Below are 16,631 nucleotides of genomic sequence, written 5' to 3' on the forward strand. Positions count from 1 at the left end.
AATAAATATCTATTTAGATATATTTTAAGTTATGGAGGTAAAATGTCTACAAGGGAAGAGAAGTTATTAATAGCAGTAAGTAGATTAAGAAATTTAATGCATAGAGAATTAGAAGTGGTTTTTAGAATGTATGGATTAACTACAACTCAGTTTTCTGTTTTAGAAGTTTTAAAACATAAAGGCTCTAAAAGTGTGGGTGAAATACAAAAATTAGTATTAGGTACAAATGGAAATATACCTTTAGTAATTAAAAACTTAGAAAGAGATGAATTGATTATTAGAGAAAAGCCAGAAAATGATAAAAGAATAAGTATCATTAGTTTAAGTCCAAAAGGTAAAGAAATAGTTCAGGTTGTATACTTACAACAAAAGGAAAAATTAGAAGATTTATTTTCTAATTTTTCTGATGAAGAATTAAAAACTTTAACTGATAAAATCTTTGATGTGTATAATAGACTAAGATAATTGATTTTTATCAGTAAATATGCTAATATATATACATAAATAAGTTATTGAAAGGAAAGATATTTATGTTATCAACATTAGTTTTTAGGGAGTTTAGATATAATGGGAATATAGAGGATTTAAAAACAGAGCTAAAAGCTAAAATAGCTAAAACTCCCGGAGATGTCGAATCTTTAAAAAAACTTGCAGGTATATATCATGCTTATTCTCAAAATGATAAAGCAATATTGTTATATGAAGAATTATCAAAATATCTTCCAAATGATCATGAAGTAGAAGGTTATTTAGGTTATCTATATTATGAAAATTTAAACTTAAATGAAGCAGAAGAAAGATTGAAGAATGCTCTTTATTTAAGTGAAAGAGAACCTTTTTTATTGTTTTTATTAGGAAATGTTTATTCAAGAAAAGGTATGTTAAGAGAAGCGCTTGATTGTTATGAACTTGCAATATTTCTTGATTTTGATATGTATGGAGCACATATAGATTTTGGAAGAAAATATGAGCATATGGGAAGACATAGAAAAGCTCTTAAAGAATTTAAAGCTGCATATAATATAGATTCTAAAGATGAAGAATTACTTAGAAAAATTGAACATGTTGAAAATAGAATAAAAGAAATTGAAAAAATAAAGTAAAAATTAAAATTTAATAATCAAAGAGGCTAACATGTAATTAACCTCTTTTTTTGTGGGTAAATTGTCAAGCCAAGTGCAACACCTAATATAAGTTTCCGAACAATTCTTCGTTAGGTGTTTTAAAATTTATACATTTTCTAGGTCTATTATTAAGCCTTGATTGTACTAACTCTAATTCTTCTTCATTTACTTCCGATAAATCCATCCCCTTTGGATAATATTCTCTTAGAAGCCCATTTGTATTTTCATTTGTTCCTTTTTGCCAAGCACAATATGGATCACAAAAATATGTTTTACATTCTAATTTTTCTTCTATTTTCAAGTATCCTGAAAATTCTTTTCCTCTATCAAAGGTTATTGTTTTTACCATTTCTTTTGGTAAATCTCCTAAAGCTTCTATAACTGCCCTTGTAACATTCTTTTCTGTTCTATCCGGTAGCAACACCACCTTACAATATCTTGATTTTCTTTCTACTAATGTTAAAAAACAATATTTACTTTTTCTCTTGTGGTCAAATCTTCCAGATTCTACGGTATCACCTTCCCAATGTCCATATTCCATTCTTTTATATACACTTTTATCTCTTTTTTTTATGGTTCTTTCTCTATCATTAAACTTTCCTCTTTTTTCATTAGGTCTTTTAAAATTTCCTTTTTTTCTTAAAGATTTCATAGAAACTTTTGGTAATATACCTTTTTTTATTAATCTGTAAATAGTCGAAGTTGATGGGATTTTAACATTATCTAAACTACTCCTTTGATATATTTGTTCTGGTGACCATTGTTCTAATATTTTAGATTCTACATATTTTATCGAATTGTGATTAAATTTAAGATTTCTTTTACATTTTATTCTTCTTTTTTCATATTTATTTTGAGAGACTATTGGAAAATACCTCTCAAAAGACGAATACTTATTATTAGTTTTAGTTTTGTTTCTCTTAATTTCTCTTGAAATTGTACTAGGAGACCTTTTAATTGCTTTAGCTATTTCCCTTATACTCATTCCTAAATTTAAAAATTGCTATATACAACTTCTTTCAAATATGGTAATATGTTTGTAACTCATAGATTAATCCTCCTGTTAATTATTGGTTTGGTCACCTATATTTTAACATAGATTCTCTATGAGTTTTTTTGTGTTGCACTTAATATGATAATTTATCTGTACAAAAAAATTAATAAAATAGAAGGAATTATCTAATTTTTTTTAGATTAATCCCTTCTATTTTTTGAGGAGACTATTGAAGAAGAAAAAAACTCTTACTTTTCAACAGCCCCTTTTTAATTATAGTTTTATATAATCAAAAATTTTTTTCATAAATTCAAATTTAAATTCTTCTTTTTTATAAGCATGTATTGCTGTAACAACAATTAGTATTAATAAAATTAATTGTAATACTCCGTATATTCCTGCAAAAAAGAAAGAATCAACCTCTTTAAAGAATGAACAAGCATATTTAATTATGGAAAATATAAGTCCTTGTTTAGCATAATCTCTAACAAAATTATTTTCTTTTTCTAAAATTAAAGCTCCAAAGCTAAAAATTACTCCCATAAAAGGTAAGCTTGCTGCTGCTAATATTATAGTTGCAACTAAATTTTCATCTAAGTTTCCTACTGATTTTTTCAAATTTATCACTCTCACTTTCAATTATATTATACCAAATTTATTATTGATTGTCTAATATATGAACTATTAATTCTAAAACTTTATTTTTACTTTCATAATATTTTTATTATTTTAAATTTTTAAAAAATATTTTCTCGTTACAGAGCTTAATTGGTATGGTTATGAATTATTAAAATATTTTTCACTTAAAAATAATTAAAGAACTTTGTAAATATATGTTTTAGAGAAAAATTAGTTTGATAATAAATAATTAAGTAAATATCAAACTAAAAATAAAACGGCTATTTTTATAGATATGTCTTAATTTTTAAATATAATATTTTGATTGACAAAGTATAAAAAATATAGTATGATTACCTTGATAAAATTAAGAAAGAGGTACAAAAATGAAAAATTTAAAATCACTTTTATTAGCATTAGTGCTAACAATTTTTATGTTTTCTTGTGGTAATAAAGCTACAGAAGAAGTAAAACCTGAAGAAGGAGCTGCAAAAATTAAAGTAACAACAACTTTAAATTATTATGTAAACTTATTAGATGAAATAGGTAAAGATAAAGTTGAAATTACAGGATTGATGGGTGAAGGAGAAGATCCGCATTTATATGTTGCAACAGCAGGAGATATTGAAAAATTACAAGGTGCTGATTTAGTAGTTTATGGTGGATTACATTTAGAAGGTAAAATGGTAGAAATTTTTGACAACTTAAAAGATAAAGCTGTTTTAAATTTAGGAGAACAATTAGACCAATCTAAACTTGTTGAAGAAGAAGCAGGGGTATATGATCCACATGTTTGGTTTAATACAGAGTTTTGGGGAGTTCAAGCAAAAGCAGTTGCAAATAAATTAGCAGAACTTGATTCAACAAATAAAGATTTTTATATGGCTAATTTAGATGCGTATTTAAAACAATTAGATGAAGCGACAAACTATGTACAAAATAAAATAAATGAAATACCTGAAGGTTCAAGAGTATTAATTACAGCACATGATGCTTTTGGATATTTTGCAAGCCAATTTGGATTAGAAGTTAAAGCAATCCAAGGAGTTTCAACAGATTCAGAAATAGGAACTAAAGAAATAAATGAATTAGCAGACTTTATTGTTGCAAATAAAATCAAAGCAATATTCGTTGAAAGTTCAGTTAACCATAAGAGTATAGAATCATTACAAGAAGCTGTAAAAGCAAAAGGATTTGAAGTAGGAATAGGTGGAGAACTTTATTCAGATTCTATGGGAGATAAAGAACATGATACAGATACATATATTAAAACTTTAAAATTTAATGCAGATACAATAGCAAATGCATTAAAATAAGTTAGGAGAGAAGAATGAAGGCGATAGAAATTAAAGATTTAGTGGTCGCTTATGATTTAGAACCTGTACTAGAAAATGTTAATCTTGATATATATGAAGGGGATTTGATGGCTCTAGTAGGTCCTAATGGTGCAGGAAAATCTACTTTAATTAAGGCTATTCTTCAATTCATCAAACCTATAGTAGGTAGTATTAAAATAAATGGAAATGACTATAAGTATGAAAAGAAAAAAATAACTTATGTACCACAGAGGGGAAGTGTCGATTGGGACTTCCCCACTACCTTATTTGATGTAGTAATGATGGGTTGTTATGGAAGAGTTGGTTTTTTAAAAAAAATACCAAAAGAAGAAATAGAAAAAGTTAATAATGCAATAAAACAAGTTGAAATGACTGAATTTAAAGATAGACAAATTTCTGAATTATCAGGTGGTCAACAGCAAAGAGCATTTCTTGCAAGGGCTTTAGTTCAAAATGCAGATATTTATTTAATGGATGAGCCATTTCAGGGTGTGGATGCAGTAACTGAAAGATCGATAGTAAATATATTGAAAGAGTTAAAAGATAAAGGGAAAACTGTAGTAGTGGTTCACCACGATTTACAAACTGTTGAGGAATATTTTGATAGTGTAACCTTTATAAATAAAACTATAATTACAACAGGAAAAGTAAAAGATGTATTTAAAAAAGAAAATATAGAAAGAACATATAGTAGAAATGTTTGACGTATTATTTAATAGTTATACTTTTAAAGTTGTTGCTATAGGATGTAGTTTACTTGGAATGATAAGTGCAATTATTGGATCTTTTGCTGTATTAAAAAAAGAAAGCTTATTAGGAGATGGAGTTGCACATTCATCACTTGCAGGTATTTGTATTGCATTTTTATTAACTGGGGAAAAAGAATTACCAATACTATTAATAGGAGCTTTAATAGTAGGGTTAATTTGTGTTTTTCTTATACATTATATAGGGACTAATTCTAAAGTGAAGTTTGATAGTGCAATTGCACTAATTTTATCAACTTTTTTTGGATTAGGACTAGTATTATTAACTTTTTTAAAAAGAGTCCCTGGGGCTAAAAAAGCAGGGTTAAGTAATTTCATATTTGGTCAAGCATCAACATTAGTGGTAAAAGATATATATTTAATTAGTGTTGTTGGAATAATATTATTAATTATAGTTATATTTTTTTGGAAAGAAATAAAAATAAGTATTTTTGATAGAGATTATGCTAAAACTATTGGTATAAATAGTGATAGATATAGATTGTTAATTTCAGTAATGATAGTAATAAATGTAATTATAGGAATACAGATAGCAGGAGTAGTACTTATGACTGCGATGATGGTATCTCCTGTAGTTGCGGCAAAACAATGGAGTAATAAATTAAGTGTAGTGGTAATACTAGCTTCATTTTTTGGTTCAATTTCTGGATTTATAGGTAGTGTTACATCAAGTTTAAATACTACTTTACCAACAGGACCAGTAATAGTAGTAGTATTATCATTATTTGTAATTTTTAGTATGCTTTTTTCTGTTAAAAAAGGCTTACTTTATGCATATATTAGAAGATATAACAAGAAAAGAGAATTAAAAAGGAAGTGGGCAAGATGAGTTCAAGTTTTATAATACTTACAGTAGCAATATTAACAGCAATTTCTTGTTCAGTTCTAGGAGTATTCTTAGTTCTTAAAAATATGAGTATGCTTACAGATGCGATAAGTCATACTATATTATTAGGTATAGTAATTTCATTTTTTATAGTAAAAAAATTAGATTCTCCATTACTTATAATTGGAGCATCTTTAATTGGATTAGTTACGGTATATTTAGTTGAATTGATAACTAGTTCTAGATTAGTGAAGGAAGATGCAGCCATAGGAGTTGTACTGTCTTTCTTGTTTTCTATAGCTGTTTTGTTAATATCAAAATATACAGCTAATATACATTTAGATATAGATGCAGTTTTATTAGGAGAGATTGCTTTTGCTCCTTTTTATACTATGGATATATTCGGCCTAACTATATCTAAAGGTATAGTTTATGGTCTAGTTATCAGTATTATTAATATATCGTTTGTAGTTCTATTTTTTAAAGAATTAAAAATATCTACTTTTGACAGGGCTTTAGCGTTTTCTTTAGGGCTATATCCTACTTTAGTTCATTATATCTTAATGACTTTAGTATCTACGACATCAGTAATAGCATTTGAGTCAGTAGGAGCGATGCTTTTAATTTCATTTATGATAGGACCGCCAGTTGCAGCATATTTAATTTCAAAAAGTATTAAAACAATGATAGTAATTAGTATAATAATAGGAGTATTTTCTTCTATTGTTGGATATTATAGTGCTATATATTTAGATGTTTCTATAGCAGGTATGATAGCAGTAGTAATAGGAATAGTATTCTTAATAATATTTATGTTTAGAAAAATTACTAATAAATATTTGATGTAAAATCCTCGAAAGAGGATTTTTTCTATTTGGAATTAAATTTTAGATAAGAATAAAAAAGATATGAATTATTATTATAATATTAACATTTTTTTAAAAATTATAAAATTAATTTTATTTGTATATATTTATTAAATATGATATATTTATCTAAAAGGAGGTTGATTTATGAGATATTATTTAACAAGTGCTGCTATAAATTTTGAGGATAGGTTATTAATAAAAGAAAACGGATTTATTGATGATCTTAAATCTAATTTAAAAAATCCATGTTCATTTCTTTTTGTTGCAAATAATCCTGAAAATATAGAGATGACTGAAAAATATGCTGGTGAATTAAAAAATGCATTAGAAATTGAAGGAATAAGAGTAAATGTATTTAATATTTTAGATAATAGAAATAAAGAAAAGGTAGAAGAGTTAGTTCTTGGAGCAGATTTAATATTTTTAGCTGGAGGACATGTTCCTACTCAAAATAAGTTTTTCCATGATATTAGTTTAAAATTGTATATAGATAAGTATGAAGGTGTATTAATGAGTTGTAGTGCAGGGAGTATGAATAGTGCAACTAAAGTATATTCAATACCTGAACATGATGGGGAAGTTATAGATAAGAAATATGATAGAAATCTTGTAGGATTAGGAATAACAGATGTACAAATATTACCACATTTTCAATTTTTAAAAGAAGAGAAAGTAGATGGATATAAAATGATAGAGGATATTGCTAAAAGTGATAGTATGGGTAAAATTTTTTATTGTCTTGATGATGGAAGCTATGTATTAGGAATTAGAAATAAAGGTGAAGTTATTAGAGGTGAGGCATATATTTTATCTGATGGGAATTTAAAGAAGATTTGTAATTTAGATGAAGAATATTTAGTGAAAGGGGAATTATGATATTAGAATATTTAAAATGGAGGGGAGATTTAGAATTTAAGTCAGATAAATTTAATAAAATAGATGCATTAATTTTAGCAAGAGTTTCATATATATATTTTGAAGGAATAATTAAAAAGAATGAAACTAAAGTATTGAAAGAAGCTATGAATGAATTTTTAGAATCAGAAGATAGAGAACAAAGAACTATATGGCCATATGATATAGATTTAGCTAAGGCTCTTATAAAATCTAAAAGATATTCAAATTTAATATTAAGTGATTATGTAAATAATGTTGATAATGATGAAGAAAAGCAGTTTTCAGCTATGGTAATAACCTTGCCTGATAATGTTAGATATGTATCATTTAGAGGGACAGATGATACTGTAGTAGGATGGAAAGAGGATTTTAATATGAGTTTTACAAATAAAGTTCCAGCTCAAATTGAATCTGTGAGTTATTTAAAGAAAGTACTTGAAAAATATGATGATAAAGTAATAATAGGAGGACATTCTAAAGGTGGTAATCTTGCAATATATTCATCTATATTTATAGAAGATGAATATAAGAAGAGGATTTTAAGAATATATAATTTTGATGGACCTGGATTTAATAATGAAATATTAGAAGATCAAAGATATGAAATGATACTTTCTAAAATAGAGACATATATACCTAAAGCATCAGTAGTTGGCTTATTTTTAGAAAGAAAGGAAAAGGTTAAAATAGTTGGAAGTTCTCAAAAATTAATTATGCAACATGATGTATATTCTTGGAATATTTTAGGTAAAGACTTTATTTATGAAAAGAATTTAACAGTAGATAGTAAGGTATTAAGTAAGAGTGTTACAAGTTGGCTTGAAACTGTTGAAGAAGAGCAAAGAAAAGAATTTGTAGATTTATTATTTACATCTATTTCAGGGATAAATCTAAATATGAAAGAAATAGTTACAAGTTGGCAATCTACAGGTCAAGTATTACTTAAAACTATAAAAGAACCTGTATTAAGAGATATGTTATTTAAAACATTAGGTATAATTTATGAAGAGTATAAGAAGGAAATGTTTAAAAAGTAATAATATAGTGTTATTTTTAGTAAATTATTTATGATAAAATATTATTTATTAGTTTACAAATTTCAATTAAAATGTTAGAATTAAGGTAAATTAGATCTTAGAAAGAGTTGATGCTTATGAAAAAAGCTTTTTTATTATTTTCTTTAGGGCTTACATTAACAAGTTTTGCTAGCGGACATAAATATGAAGCACCTAAATTTGAAAAATCAGTTACATATGCTACATGTAACAATAGTGAAAATTTACCATTAGAAATGGTGTTAGGAAAATCAAATGGAAAGGATCTTGCATATATTAAAAAGTATGGTAGAATTTTCTTGGAAGAAACATCTACTGGCTATATTGGTGAAAACAATAATTTTGAAATTATAAAAAATGATGATGGTACTTTAACTGTTAAAACTAATGTTTTAATGATAGATGTTAATTATATTTCGCCTAAGGAAGCACCAGAAAAAAATACTTTCTATCATTCTTATGGAGGTTATTTACACTCTCATATATATCCTAAATTGGATAAGGGATTAATTGAAATTGCAAACGTTGATTATGAAGTTAAACAAGGTCAATCAAAAAATTTATATAGAGAAAAAAATGATAAATTTTCTGTATTATTTATACCAACTATGAAATATGGAAATAAACAAGATTTGATACCTGGATTAGTAGAATTAAAATTTAATACAAAATTATGTCAAATAAAATAAAAAAGTTAAAAAGGAGCCAATTGGCTCCTTTTTGGTTATAATTTATTCTTACAATCTCCTGTTGTAATGAATTCTTGTAAATTTTCATAAGTTGTTTCTATCATATTAGTTACTGCTTCATCAGTGAATGAACCTAAATGAGGAGTTAATAATACTTTTGGATAAAGATTTGTTAATTCTTCAAATAGTTCGTTTGGAATAGTTTTTCCTGTAAAGTCTTTAAAGAATAATTCAGATTCATTTTCTAAAGTATCTATACCTGCTCCAGCAAGTTTACCTGATTTAATACCGTCTATGATGGCTTGAGTAGACATAGTTTCACCACGTCCAGTATTAATTAAGATAGAATTATTTTTCATTTTTTCTACGAATTCTTTAGTTACAAGTTTTCCATTTTCTTTAATAAATGGAACATGTAATGAGATTATATCGCTTTCTTTAATTAAAGTTTCTAAATCTACTTGAGTTACTGTATCTTCTATATCTTCTTTTTTAAATACGTCAAATCCTAATACATTTGCTCCTAAACCTTTGAATAATTTAGCTGCTGTAAATCCTATTTTACCAAGACCTATTATTCCTACTGTACAGTTTCTGATTTCTCTAGAGAACATACTTGATGTTACTCTGAAATCTTTATTACCACAGTTTGAAGTCATTAATGCAGTGTTTCTTAATAACATCATTGCAAGAGTAACTGCAAGTTCAGCTATAGCATTAGGAGAATAAAATGGAACATAAGCCATTTGCATTCCTAATTCTTTAGCATAATTGATATCTATGTGGTTAACTCCAACTGTTCTAGTTAAAACATATTTAACACCACACTCTTTATAAATATCAAGATTTTCTTTGTTCGCCCAACAATTACCTCTTAAGATTACTGCATCATAACCTTTAGCCATTTCAGCAGTTTCTTTAGTATTAAGATATTCAGGTATACATGTAATTTCAAAATTAAATTTTTCATTTAATTCATGGAAGAACTTTTCTTCAACGTCTCTTACACCATAACATAAAACTTTCATTTAATTCCTTCTTTCTATTATATTATCCCAGCTGCGTGTGTAGCTGCAAGAATTAATATCCATAAGATTATTGCGAAAATTGCAAATACTGTATTTACTAATGAAATATTAGATGAAAGCACTGCTTCTTTTTCAAATTTAATTGCATAAGCAACGGCTACTGTAGCAGGTGGTGTTGCAAGCATTATAATAATAGCTGCAATAGCTTCATAAGTAAATGTGATTCCAAATTTGTTTAATACTACTAAAATTACAAAGAATAATGCAGGTATTAATAATAATTTGTTAAATGCATAAACTAATGTTAATTTTTCTTTTAATGCTTCTTTTAATGATATTTGAGCTAAAGTCATACCTATTGCAAGCCATGCAAGTGGTGATGATAATGTAGCTAAATAATTTATACCATTGAATAACCAAGGTAAAGTTTTGTCTATTCTAAAAATAGAAATACTTTTTGCAATCATTTCTCCAGTTTTTGCATCTTTAACCATGATGCTTGTTTGTGGCATTGCTGATTGGAATATCCATAAAAATAATCCTAAAAAAGTTGCAATTATGATAGGGTTAGCAAAAATTTGTTTTAAGTTTTTCTTATCAAATTTTGCGCCACTCATAACTATTAGAGCGTAAGAATAAAGAAATACTCTATAAGCTATATTGAATACATTAGCATAAAGAGTTCCTTCGTTACCAAATAATCCATTAATTATAGGGATCCCAAAGAAAGTAGTAGATCCAAAAGCTGTTAATACAACTAAAGCATCTTTTAAATCTCCTTTTTTGTTTGCATATAATGCTTTACCAATTAAGATTAATAAAATATATGCTACAAAACCAAATACTAACACATTAATTCCTGTAGTATAAGTTTTCTCGCTGATATCTGCTAAGAAAGCTTTGAAAGCTAATGCAGGTAATGCAGCACTTAGTAAAATTGAACTTAATACTTTTGAAGCATGTTCATTTACTATTTGTTTTTTTCTTAAATAATACCCTAAAAGTATTATAAAAATTGTTGAAAAGATAGCTGATAAAAATTTATCGTTTAAGACTACCTTTAAGTTTTCTAATAACATTTTTTACCTCCAAGTTTTGTTTTAAAGATTTATTTTATCATAATAAATTGTAAAAATCAAGTAGAAATGGTATAATGTTATAGGTGATAAGATGGAAAAGAAAATTAGTTTTTTAAAATTATTCACAAGTCTATTTATTATTAATTCCATAACATTTGGAGGAGGATATACGATTATACCGATAATAAAAGATGAGTTTGTTGAAAAAAATAATGCGATTACTGAAGAAGAAATGATTAAAATAGTAACACTTGCACAATCTATACCGGGAGTAATGACAATATCAACTTCATTTTTAGTAGGTTATTACACTAAAGGTTTTTTAGGTGCAATTGTAGCTGTTGCAGCTTCTATATTACCATGTATAATAGTGATATCTTTAATTGCGTTTAGTTATAGTAAAGTTATAGAAAAAATATATATACAAAAGGCGTTGAAAGGTATTAGTGGAGCTATTATTGCAATGTTGTTTTATACTTTATATAACATGTTTGTTAAACAATTAAATACAAAGAAAAAAGTTTTTTATGTAAGTATTAATATATTAGTGTTAATATTATCTTTAATATTTAAATTAGAGTTAGTATATATATTAATAATATGTGCATTTCTTGGTTTGTGGAAGAATAGAGGTGAAATATAATGTTGTTTAAATTATATTTGGCTTTCTTTAAAATAGGAATGTTTGCTTTTGGTGGAGGATATGTAATTTTACCCTTAATAGAAGAGTTTATTGTAAAAAAATATTCGTGGTTAACTAGTGCTACTTTAATAGATATTATTTCGATATCTCAAGTTACACCTGGACCTATAGCAATTAATGCTGCAACATTTATTGGGATGACTAATAAAGGTATATTAGGTTCAATTATTGCAACTGTGGGAGTAGTAAGTCCTCAAATTATATTACTTACAATTTTTATAAACTATATAGGATTAGAAAATAAAATGATGATGAAAATGATAGATGGGATTAAGCCAGCAACTATTTCCCTAATTTTTATTGCTACATTAAATATATTGAAAAAAAGTATGTTTATAGATTGGACTATTTCTTTTAAAGTTGAGTATATTTCCCTAATTTGTTTTGTAATATCAATAATACTGATAAAATTAAAAATAAAAATGAGGAATATAATTATTGTTTGTGCAATAATTTCATTGTTCTTATAGAAAGTTCAAAAACTAGTAAAATCGTAAATTTTAAAAAAATAAAAAAAATTTTCAAAAAACACTTGACTTATTTTTTTGGTTATGGTATTATAATCCTTGTCAGTAGATGACAAGGAAAAACTAAAACGATTTGGGCCCTTCGTCTAGTGGTCAGGACATTAGGTTTTCATCCTAAAAACAGGAGTTCGATTCTCCTAGGGCCTACCAAATTAGTTTAGTTATAAATGGTCGCATAGCTCAGTTGGGAGAGCACCTGCCTTACAAGCAGGGGGTCACTGGTTCGAGCCCAGTTGTGACCACCATTTATGGAGGTGTAGCTCAGTTGGTTAGAGTGCTTGCCTGTCACGCAAGATGTCGCGAGTTCGAGTCTCGTCACTTCCGCCATTTTTTTTTGAAAACAATTTATATATTTGCCGCTTTAGCTCATTAGGTAGAGCAGCTGACTTGTAATCAGCAGGTGATTGGTTCGAATCCGATAAGCGGCACCATCGTGGCGAGATACCCGAGTGGCCAAAGGGAGCAGACTGTAAATCTGCCGGCTCAGCCTTCGAAGGTTCGAATCCTTCTCTCGCCACCATTTTTTTATATTTTAGGAGGAAAGATGGTTAGAAAATTAAAAGGTGCACAATCAGGTGCAAGTAGCCAATCAGACATAATTAAAAAAGCACAAGCTATGCAAGAAAGAATGTTACAAATTCAAGAAGGATTAAAAGATTTATTTGTTGAAGAAACAGTTGCAGGAGGATTAGTTACTGTTAAAGCAAATGGACAAAAAGACATAGTAGAAATCAAAATTTCTCAAGACATCATAAATGATGCAGCAGAAGAAAAAAATCCAGATGAATTATCAGCTTTAGTATTATCTGCAGTTAATGGTGCAATGAAAAAAGCTGAAGAATTAGCTGAAAGAGAAATGAGTGTTGTTACTGGTGGAGTAAGCATTCCAGGATTATTTTAAATAAAAAAAGTATAATATTTAGACTCGAGTTTCTCGAGTCTTTTTTCTTGTAAAGAATTATCAATTATGATACAATATATTACTAGAGGAGGATTGATAATATATGAGAAAAAGTAAAATTAATAGTCCAAAAAATGATAAAGTAGAAGAAGTTATAGATAAAAATGAGTCTTTTAAAACTAAATTAATACTATTAATTTCTTTTGTTTTACCATTCTTTGGTCCGTATATAATTTATTTTAGTAGAGCAAATCTTCCGAAGAGAACCAAATTTATACTTGTACAGATTTTAAATAAAGCATTTACAATGACGCTAGTATATCTTGTTTTAATGATGGTTTCTAAAAACTTATTATTAAAAAATGGAGATCCTGCGATGTTTCAAAAGATATGGACTTTCATGTTCTTTTTATTTGTAAGCTCTATGGTGATACAAGCTGTTAAATCTGTTCAATGGTTAAAAGGATATGATGTTAAATACAAATATATATTGAAGCTGTTTAAGGAGGAATATTAATATGGATAAATATAATCCACTTGATATAGAACAAAAATGGTATAAAATATGGGAAGAAAAAGGATATTTTAAACCATCTAAAGATGAGACAAGACCATCTTATAGTATAGTTATCCCACCACCAAATGTTACTGGTGTTTTACATATGGGACATGTACTTAATAATACAATACAAGATGTTGTTGTAAGATACAAGAGAATGAAAGGTTATGATACTTTATGGCAAACAGGGACTGACCATGCTGGTATCGCAACTCAAAACGTTGTTGAAAGAAAACTTGCTAAAGATAATTTAAGAAAAGAAGATTTAGGAAGAGAAGAATTCATTAAAAGAGTATGGGAATGGAAAGAAGAACATGGTGGAATCATAACAAAGCAACAAAGAAGAATAGGAAACTCTGTTGATTGGGAAAGAGAAAGATTCACCATGGATGAAGGACTTTCTGAAGCAGTAAGAGAAGTATTTGTTACTTTATACAATCAAGGATTAATATATAAAGGTGAATACATGGTTAACTGGTGTCCTAGATGTACTACAGCTTTAGCTGATGATGAGATAGATCATATAGATAAAGAAGGAAACATTTGGGAAATTAGATATCCATTAAAAGATGAAGAAGGATATTTAGTAGTTGCTACAACAAGACCTGAAACTATGCTTGGAGATACAGGGGTTGCTGTAAATCCAGAAGATGAAAGATATATGCATTTAATAGGTAAAACTGCAATATTACCATTAATGAATAGAGAAATACCTATAGTTGCAGATAACTATGTAGATAAAGAATTTGGTACAGGAGTAGTTAAAATGACTCCAGCTCATGATCCAAATGACTTTGAAGTTTCAAAAAGAACTGGTCTTGAAATCATGAATGTATTTACTAAAGATGCAAAAATCAATGAGCTTGGTGGAAAATATCAAGGTATGGATAGATTTGAAGCAAGAAAAGCTATATTAAAAGATTTAGAAGAAGCTGGTCTTTTAGTAGGAGTTAAAAAACATAATCATGCTGTAGGACATTGTTATCGTTGTAAAACAGTTATAGAACCAAGAATTTCTGACCAATGGTTTGTTAGAATGGAACCACTAGCTAAAAGAGCATTAGAAGTTGTTAGAAATGGTGAAATAAAATTAACACCTAAGAGAATGGAAAAAAGATACTATAACTGGCTTGAAAATATTAGAGACTGGACTATAAGTAGACAAATTTGGTGGGGACACAGAATACCTGCTTACTATACACCAAATAATGATTTAATAGTTGCAAAAAATCTTGAAGATGCGCAAAAAATATGTGTTGAAAGATATGGAAAAGAAATGGAATTAAGAGAAGAAACTGATGTACTTGATACATGGTTCTCATCTGCACTTTGGCCGTTTTCAACTATGGGTTGGCCAGAAAAAACTAGAGATTTAGAGAGATATTTCCCTACAGATTTACTAGTTACAGGAGATGACATTATTTTCTTCTGGGTTGCTCGTATGATAATGATGAGTTTACATTTCTTAGATCAAATACCATTTAAAGAAGTTTACTTTACTGGAATAATTAGAGATGAAATAGGTAGAAAAATGTCTAAATCATTAGGTAATGCACCAGATACTTTAGGTATTATTGATAAATATGGAGCAGATGCTGTAAGATTTAGTTTCATGTATAATACTAGCCAAGGTCAAGATATATTATTCTCAGAAAAATTGCTTGAAATGGGACTTACATTTGCTAATAAAATATGGAATGCTTCAAAATTTGTAATTTCTAATTTAGAAGGATTTAAAGAAGATATTTCAGTACTTGATTTAGACTTTAAATTAGAAGATCAATGGATACTTTCTAAATTACAATTAGCTGCAAGAAATATTAATAAGGAAATGGAAGAATATAATATTGATACATCTGCTAAGATTGCATATGAATTCTTTAGAAATGATTTCTGTGATTGGTATTTAGAAATAGCTAAAACTAGAATTTATGGAATTGAAGAAAATGATGCAGATAGACAGACTGCTCAATGGATATTAAGGCATGTTCTTGATAATGGATTAAGATTATTACATCCATTTATGCCATTTGTTACAGAAGAAATTTGGCAAAAAGTTAAAACATATGGAGAGACTATAATGTTGGTTGAGTATCCTGAAGAAGATAAAGGATTACTAAATATGGAAGCTATTAAAGAGTTTGATTACTTAAAAGATACAGTATCTTCAATAAGAAATATTAGAGCAGAAAACAATATATCACCAGCTAAGAAAATAGAGATAATAATTGATAGTGAAGATGAAAATGAAAAAGCATTATTAATTAATAATCCTAAGATACTTGATAAACTGGCTAATGTTGAAAGTATTAAAGTATTAACTGAAGTACCAAAAATGGCAGGATTTAGAGTAGTTGGTAATACTAAAGTATATGTTTCTCTAGAAGGATTAATTGATGTTGATAAAGAAATTAAGAAATTAAATAGAGAAATTGAAAAAGTAAAAAAAGAACTTGATAGAACGCTTAATAAGTTATCTAATGAAGCATTTGTTGCAAAAGCCCCTAAAAACGTTATTGACAAGGAAAATGCAATAAAAGAAGAATTAGAAGGAAAACTAAAAAAATTACTTGATAATATTGATGTTTACAAAAAATAGTGGACTTTTTTAAAAAAATGTTGTATACTATCATTGAAAATATATAAAAAGAAAAATTT

The 16,631-nt window shown here is 27.3% G+C and carries 18 protein-coding genes and 5 tRNA genes; 19 read left to right on the forward strand and 4 right to left on the reverse strand.

Translation table 11 applies throughout. The features are described from left to right. Nucleotides 1-42: 42 nt before the first annotated feature. Together GM111_RS01125 and GM111_RS01130 are read left to right on the forward strand one after the other, a co-directional pair. Nucleotides 43-465, forward strand: a complete 423-nt coding sequence (locus GM111_RS01125) for a MarR family winged helix-turn-helix transcriptional regulator (protein ID WP_156299060.1) — start codon at nt 43-45, stop codon at nt 463-465. A 65-nt stretch (nt 466-530) separates the two neighbouring features. Continuing rightward, entirely contained in the window at nt 531-1,103 is a 573-nt protein-coding gene (locus GM111_RS01130) for a tetratricopeptide repeat protein (protein WP_156299061.1), read from the forward strand. An 82-nt stretch (nt 1,104-1,185) separates the two neighbouring features. On the opposite strand, the gene GM111_RS01135 is transcribed toward GM111_RS01130, so the two are convergent. Together GM111_RS01135 and GM111_RS01140 are read right to left on the reverse strand one after the other, a co-directional pair. Next, nucleotides 1,186-2,109, reverse strand: a complete 924-nt coding sequence (locus GM111_RS01135) for an IS30 family transposase (protein WP_197034431.1) — start codon at nt 2,107-2,109, stop codon at nt 1,186-1,188. Between the two features lie 282 nt (nt 2,110-2,391). Further along, nucleotides 2,392-2,736 (reverse strand): DUF4870 domain-containing protein, encoded by a 345-nt coding sequence (locus tag GM111_RS01140; protein ID WP_156299062.1) that lies wholly within the window; start codon nt 2,734-2,736, stop codon nt 2,392-2,394. A 386-nt stretch (nt 2,737-3,122) separates the two neighbouring features. On the opposite strand from GM111_RS01140, the gene GM111_RS01145 reads away from it, so the two are divergent. The 7 genes from GM111_RS01145 to GM111_RS01175 all read left to right on the forward strand — a co-directional run bounded on the left by GM111_RS01145 (nt 3,123) and on the right by GM111_RS01175 (nt 9,176). Beyond that, nucleotides 3,123-4,052 (forward strand): metal ABC transporter solute-binding protein, Zn/Mn family, encoded by a 930-nt coding sequence (locus tag GM111_RS01145; RefSeq protein WP_156299063.1) that lies wholly within the window; start codon nt 3,123-3,125, stop codon nt 4,050-4,052. Nucleotides 4,053-4,066: 14 nt separating this feature from the next. Further along, complete coding sequence (locus GM111_RS01150; protein WP_156299064.1) at nt 4,067-4,777, forward strand: metal ABC transporter ATP-binding protein; 711 nt, start codon at nt 4,067-4,069, stop codon at nt 4,775-4,777. After that, entirely contained in the window at nt 4,761-5,669 is a 909-nt protein-coding gene (locus tag GM111_RS01155; protein ID WP_408022628.1) for a metal ABC transporter permease, read from the forward strand. Before GM111_RS01150 ends, GM111_RS01155 begins: the two co-directional genes overlap by 17 nt. Continuing rightward, entirely contained in the window at nt 5,666-6,514 is an 849-nt protein-coding gene (locus tag GM111_RS01160; protein WP_156299066.1) for a metal ABC transporter permease, read from the forward strand. The genes GM111_RS01155 and GM111_RS01160 overlap by 4 nt, the downstream gene beginning before the upstream one ends. Before the next feature lie 165 nt (nt 6,515-6,679). Beyond that, nucleotides 6,680-7,411 (forward strand): Type 1 glutamine amidotransferase-like domain-containing protein, encoded by a 732-nt coding sequence (locus GM111_RS01165; protein ID WP_156299067.1) that lies wholly within the window; start codon nt 6,680-6,682, stop codon nt 7,409-7,411. Further along, complete coding sequence (locus tag GM111_RS01170) at nt 7,408-8,469, forward strand: DUF2974 domain-containing protein (RefSeq protein ID WP_156299068.1); 1,062 nt, start codon at nt 7,408-7,410, stop codon at nt 8,467-8,469. The genes GM111_RS01165 and GM111_RS01170 overlap by 4 nt, the downstream gene beginning before the upstream one ends. A gap of 116 nt (nt 8,470-8,585) precedes the next feature. After that, complete coding sequence (locus tag GM111_RS01175; protein ID WP_156299069.1) at nt 8,586-9,176, forward strand: hypothetical protein; 591 nt, start codon at nt 8,586-8,588, stop codon at nt 9,174-9,176. A 35-nt stretch (nt 9,177-9,211) separates the two neighbouring features. Here the strand turns inward: GM111_RS01175 and GM111_RS01180 are convergent, their stop codons facing one another. Further along, on the reverse strand, nt 9,212-10,204 hold the full coding sequence (locus GM111_RS01180) for a 2-hydroxyacid dehydrogenase (protein WP_156299070.1): 993 nt from the start codon (nt 10,202-10,204) through the stop codon (nt 9,212-9,214). A 17-nt stretch (nt 10,205-10,221) separates the two neighbouring features. After that, nucleotides 10,222-11,283: an AEC family transporter gene (locus GM111_RS01185; RefSeq protein ID WP_156299071.1), complete on the reverse strand. Its 1,062-nt coding sequence runs from the start codon at nt 11,281-11,283 to the stop codon at nt 10,222-10,224. A gap of 91 nt (nt 11,284-11,374) precedes the next feature. Here GM111_RS01185 and GM111_RS01190 point away from each other — a divergent pair, with 91 nt between their 5' ends. The 10 genes from GM111_RS01190 (at nt 11,375) to GM111_RS01235 (ending at nt 16,572) form a co-directional block, all read left to right on the forward strand. Then, nucleotides 11,375-11,926 carry a chromate transporter gene (locus tag GM111_RS01190; RefSeq protein WP_156299072.1) on the forward strand — a complete coding sequence of 184 codons (552 nt, stop codon included), beginning with the start codon at nt 11,375-11,377 and terminating at the stop codon, nt 11,924-11,926. Continuing rightward, complete coding sequence (locus tag GM111_RS01195; RefSeq protein ID WP_197034432.1) at nt 11,926-12,456, forward strand: chromate transporter; 531 nt, start codon at nt 11,926-11,928, stop codon at nt 12,454-12,456. Before GM111_RS01190 ends, GM111_RS01195 begins: the two co-directional genes overlap by 1 nt. A 132-nt stretch (nt 12,457-12,588) precedes the next feature. Then, nucleotides 12,589-12,663, forward strand: a tRNA-Glu gene (locus GM111_RS01200). A 19-nt stretch (nt 12,664-12,682) separates the two neighbouring features. Next, nucleotides 12,683-12,758 (forward strand) — tRNA-Val (locus GM111_RS01205). A gap of 5 nt (nt 12,759-12,763) precedes the next feature. Further along, nucleotides 12,764-12,840: transfer RNA gene (locus GM111_RS01210), tRNA-Asp, on the forward strand. 28 nt (nt 12,841-12,868) lie between these two features. After that, nucleotides 12,869-12,944 (forward strand) — tRNA-Thr (locus GM111_RS01215). Between the two features lie 4 nt (nt 12,945-12,948). Further along, nucleotides 12,949-13,033 (forward strand) — tRNA-Tyr (locus GM111_RS01220). A gap of 24 nt (nt 13,034-13,057) precedes the next feature. Next, on the forward strand, nt 13,058-13,414 hold the full coding sequence (locus GM111_RS01225; protein ID WP_156299073.1) for a YbaB/EbfC family nucleoid-associated protein: 357 nt from the start codon (nt 13,058-13,060) through the stop codon (nt 13,412-13,414). A 103-nt stretch (nt 13,415-13,517) separates the two neighbouring features. Further along, a complete protein-coding gene (locus GM111_RS01230; protein WP_156299074.1) occupies nt 13,518-13,931 on the forward strand; it encodes a hypothetical protein in 414 nt (137 codons plus the stop codon). A gap of 1 nt (nt 13,932) precedes the next feature. Beyond that, nucleotides 13,933-16,572 (forward strand): valine--tRNA ligase, encoded by a 2,640-nt coding sequence (locus tag GM111_RS01235; protein ID WP_156299075.1) that lies wholly within the window; start codon nt 13,933-13,935, stop codon nt 16,570-16,572. The last annotated feature ends 59 nt before the right edge of the window (nt 16,573-16,631 follow it).

Origin of the sequence: Streptobacillus canis (genome assembly GCF_009733925.1) — a bacterium.
Taxonomy (GTDB): domain Bacteria; phylum Fusobacteriota; class Fusobacteriia; order Fusobacteriales; family Leptotrichiaceae; genus Streptobacillus; species Streptobacillus canis.

Excerpts from the sequence above, each read along its gene's own strand:
- GM111_RS01180 (WP_156299070.1), bottom strand. The coding sequence starts at position 10,204 with ATGAAAGTTTTATGTTATGGTGTAAGAGACGTTGAAGAAAAGTTCTTC.
- GM111_RS01195 (WP_197034432.1), top strand. The coding sequence starts at position 11,926 with ATGTTGTTTAAATTATATTTGGCTTTCTTTAAAATAGGAATGTTTGCT.
- GM111_RS01175 (WP_156299069.1), top strand. The coding sequence starts at position 8,586 with ATGAAAAAAGCTTTTTTATTATTTTCTTTAGGGCTTACATTAACAAGT.
- GM111_RS01125 (WP_156299060.1), top strand. The coding sequence starts at position 43 with ATGTCTACAAGGGAAGAGAAGTTATTAATAGCAGTAAGTAGATTAAGA.
- GM111_RS01190 (WP_156299072.1), top strand. The coding sequence starts at position 11,375 with ATGGAAAAGAAAATTAGTTTTTTAAAATTATTCACAAGTCTATTTATT.
- GM111_RS01185 (WP_156299071.1), bottom strand. The coding sequence starts at position 11,283 with ATGTTATTAGAAAACTTAAAGGTAGTCTTAAACGATAAATTTTTATCA.
- GM111_RS01130 (WP_156299061.1), top strand. The coding sequence starts at position 531 with ATGTTATCAACATTAGTTTTTAGGGAGTTTAGATATAATGGGAATATA.
- GM111_RS01160 (WP_156299066.1), top strand. The coding sequence starts at position 5,666 with ATGAGTTCAAGTTTTATAATACTTACAGTAGCAATATTAACAGCAATT.
- GM111_RS01145 (WP_156299063.1), top strand. The coding sequence starts at position 3,123 with ATGAAAAATTTAAAATCACTTTTATTAGCATTAGTGCTAACAATTTTT.
- GM111_RS01230 (WP_156299074.1), top strand. The coding sequence starts at position 13,518 with ATGAGAAAAAGTAAAATTAATAGTCCAAAAAATGATAAAGTAGAAGAA.
- GM111_RS01235 (WP_156299075.1), top strand. The coding sequence starts at position 13,933 with ATGGATAAATATAATCCACTTGATATAGAACAAAAATGGTATAAAATA.
- GM111_RS01135 (WP_197034431.1), bottom strand. The coding sequence starts at position 2,109 with ATGAGTATAAGGGAAATAGCTAAAGCAATTAAAAGGTCTCCTAGTACA.
- GM111_RS01170 (WP_156299068.1), top strand. The coding sequence starts at position 7,408 with ATGATATTAGAATATTTAAAATGGAGGGGAGATTTAGAATTTAAGTCA.
- GM111_RS01150 (WP_156299064.1), top strand. The coding sequence starts at position 4,067 with ATGAAGGCGATAGAAATTAAAGATTTAGTGGTCGCTTATGATTTAGAA.
- GM111_RS01225 (WP_156299073.1), top strand. The coding sequence starts at position 13,058 with ATGGTTAGAAAATTAAAAGGTGCACAATCAGGTGCAAGTAGCCAATCA.
- GM111_RS01165 (WP_156299067.1), top strand. The coding sequence starts at position 6,680 with ATGAGATATTATTTAACAAGTGCTGCTATAAATTTTGAGGATAGGTTA.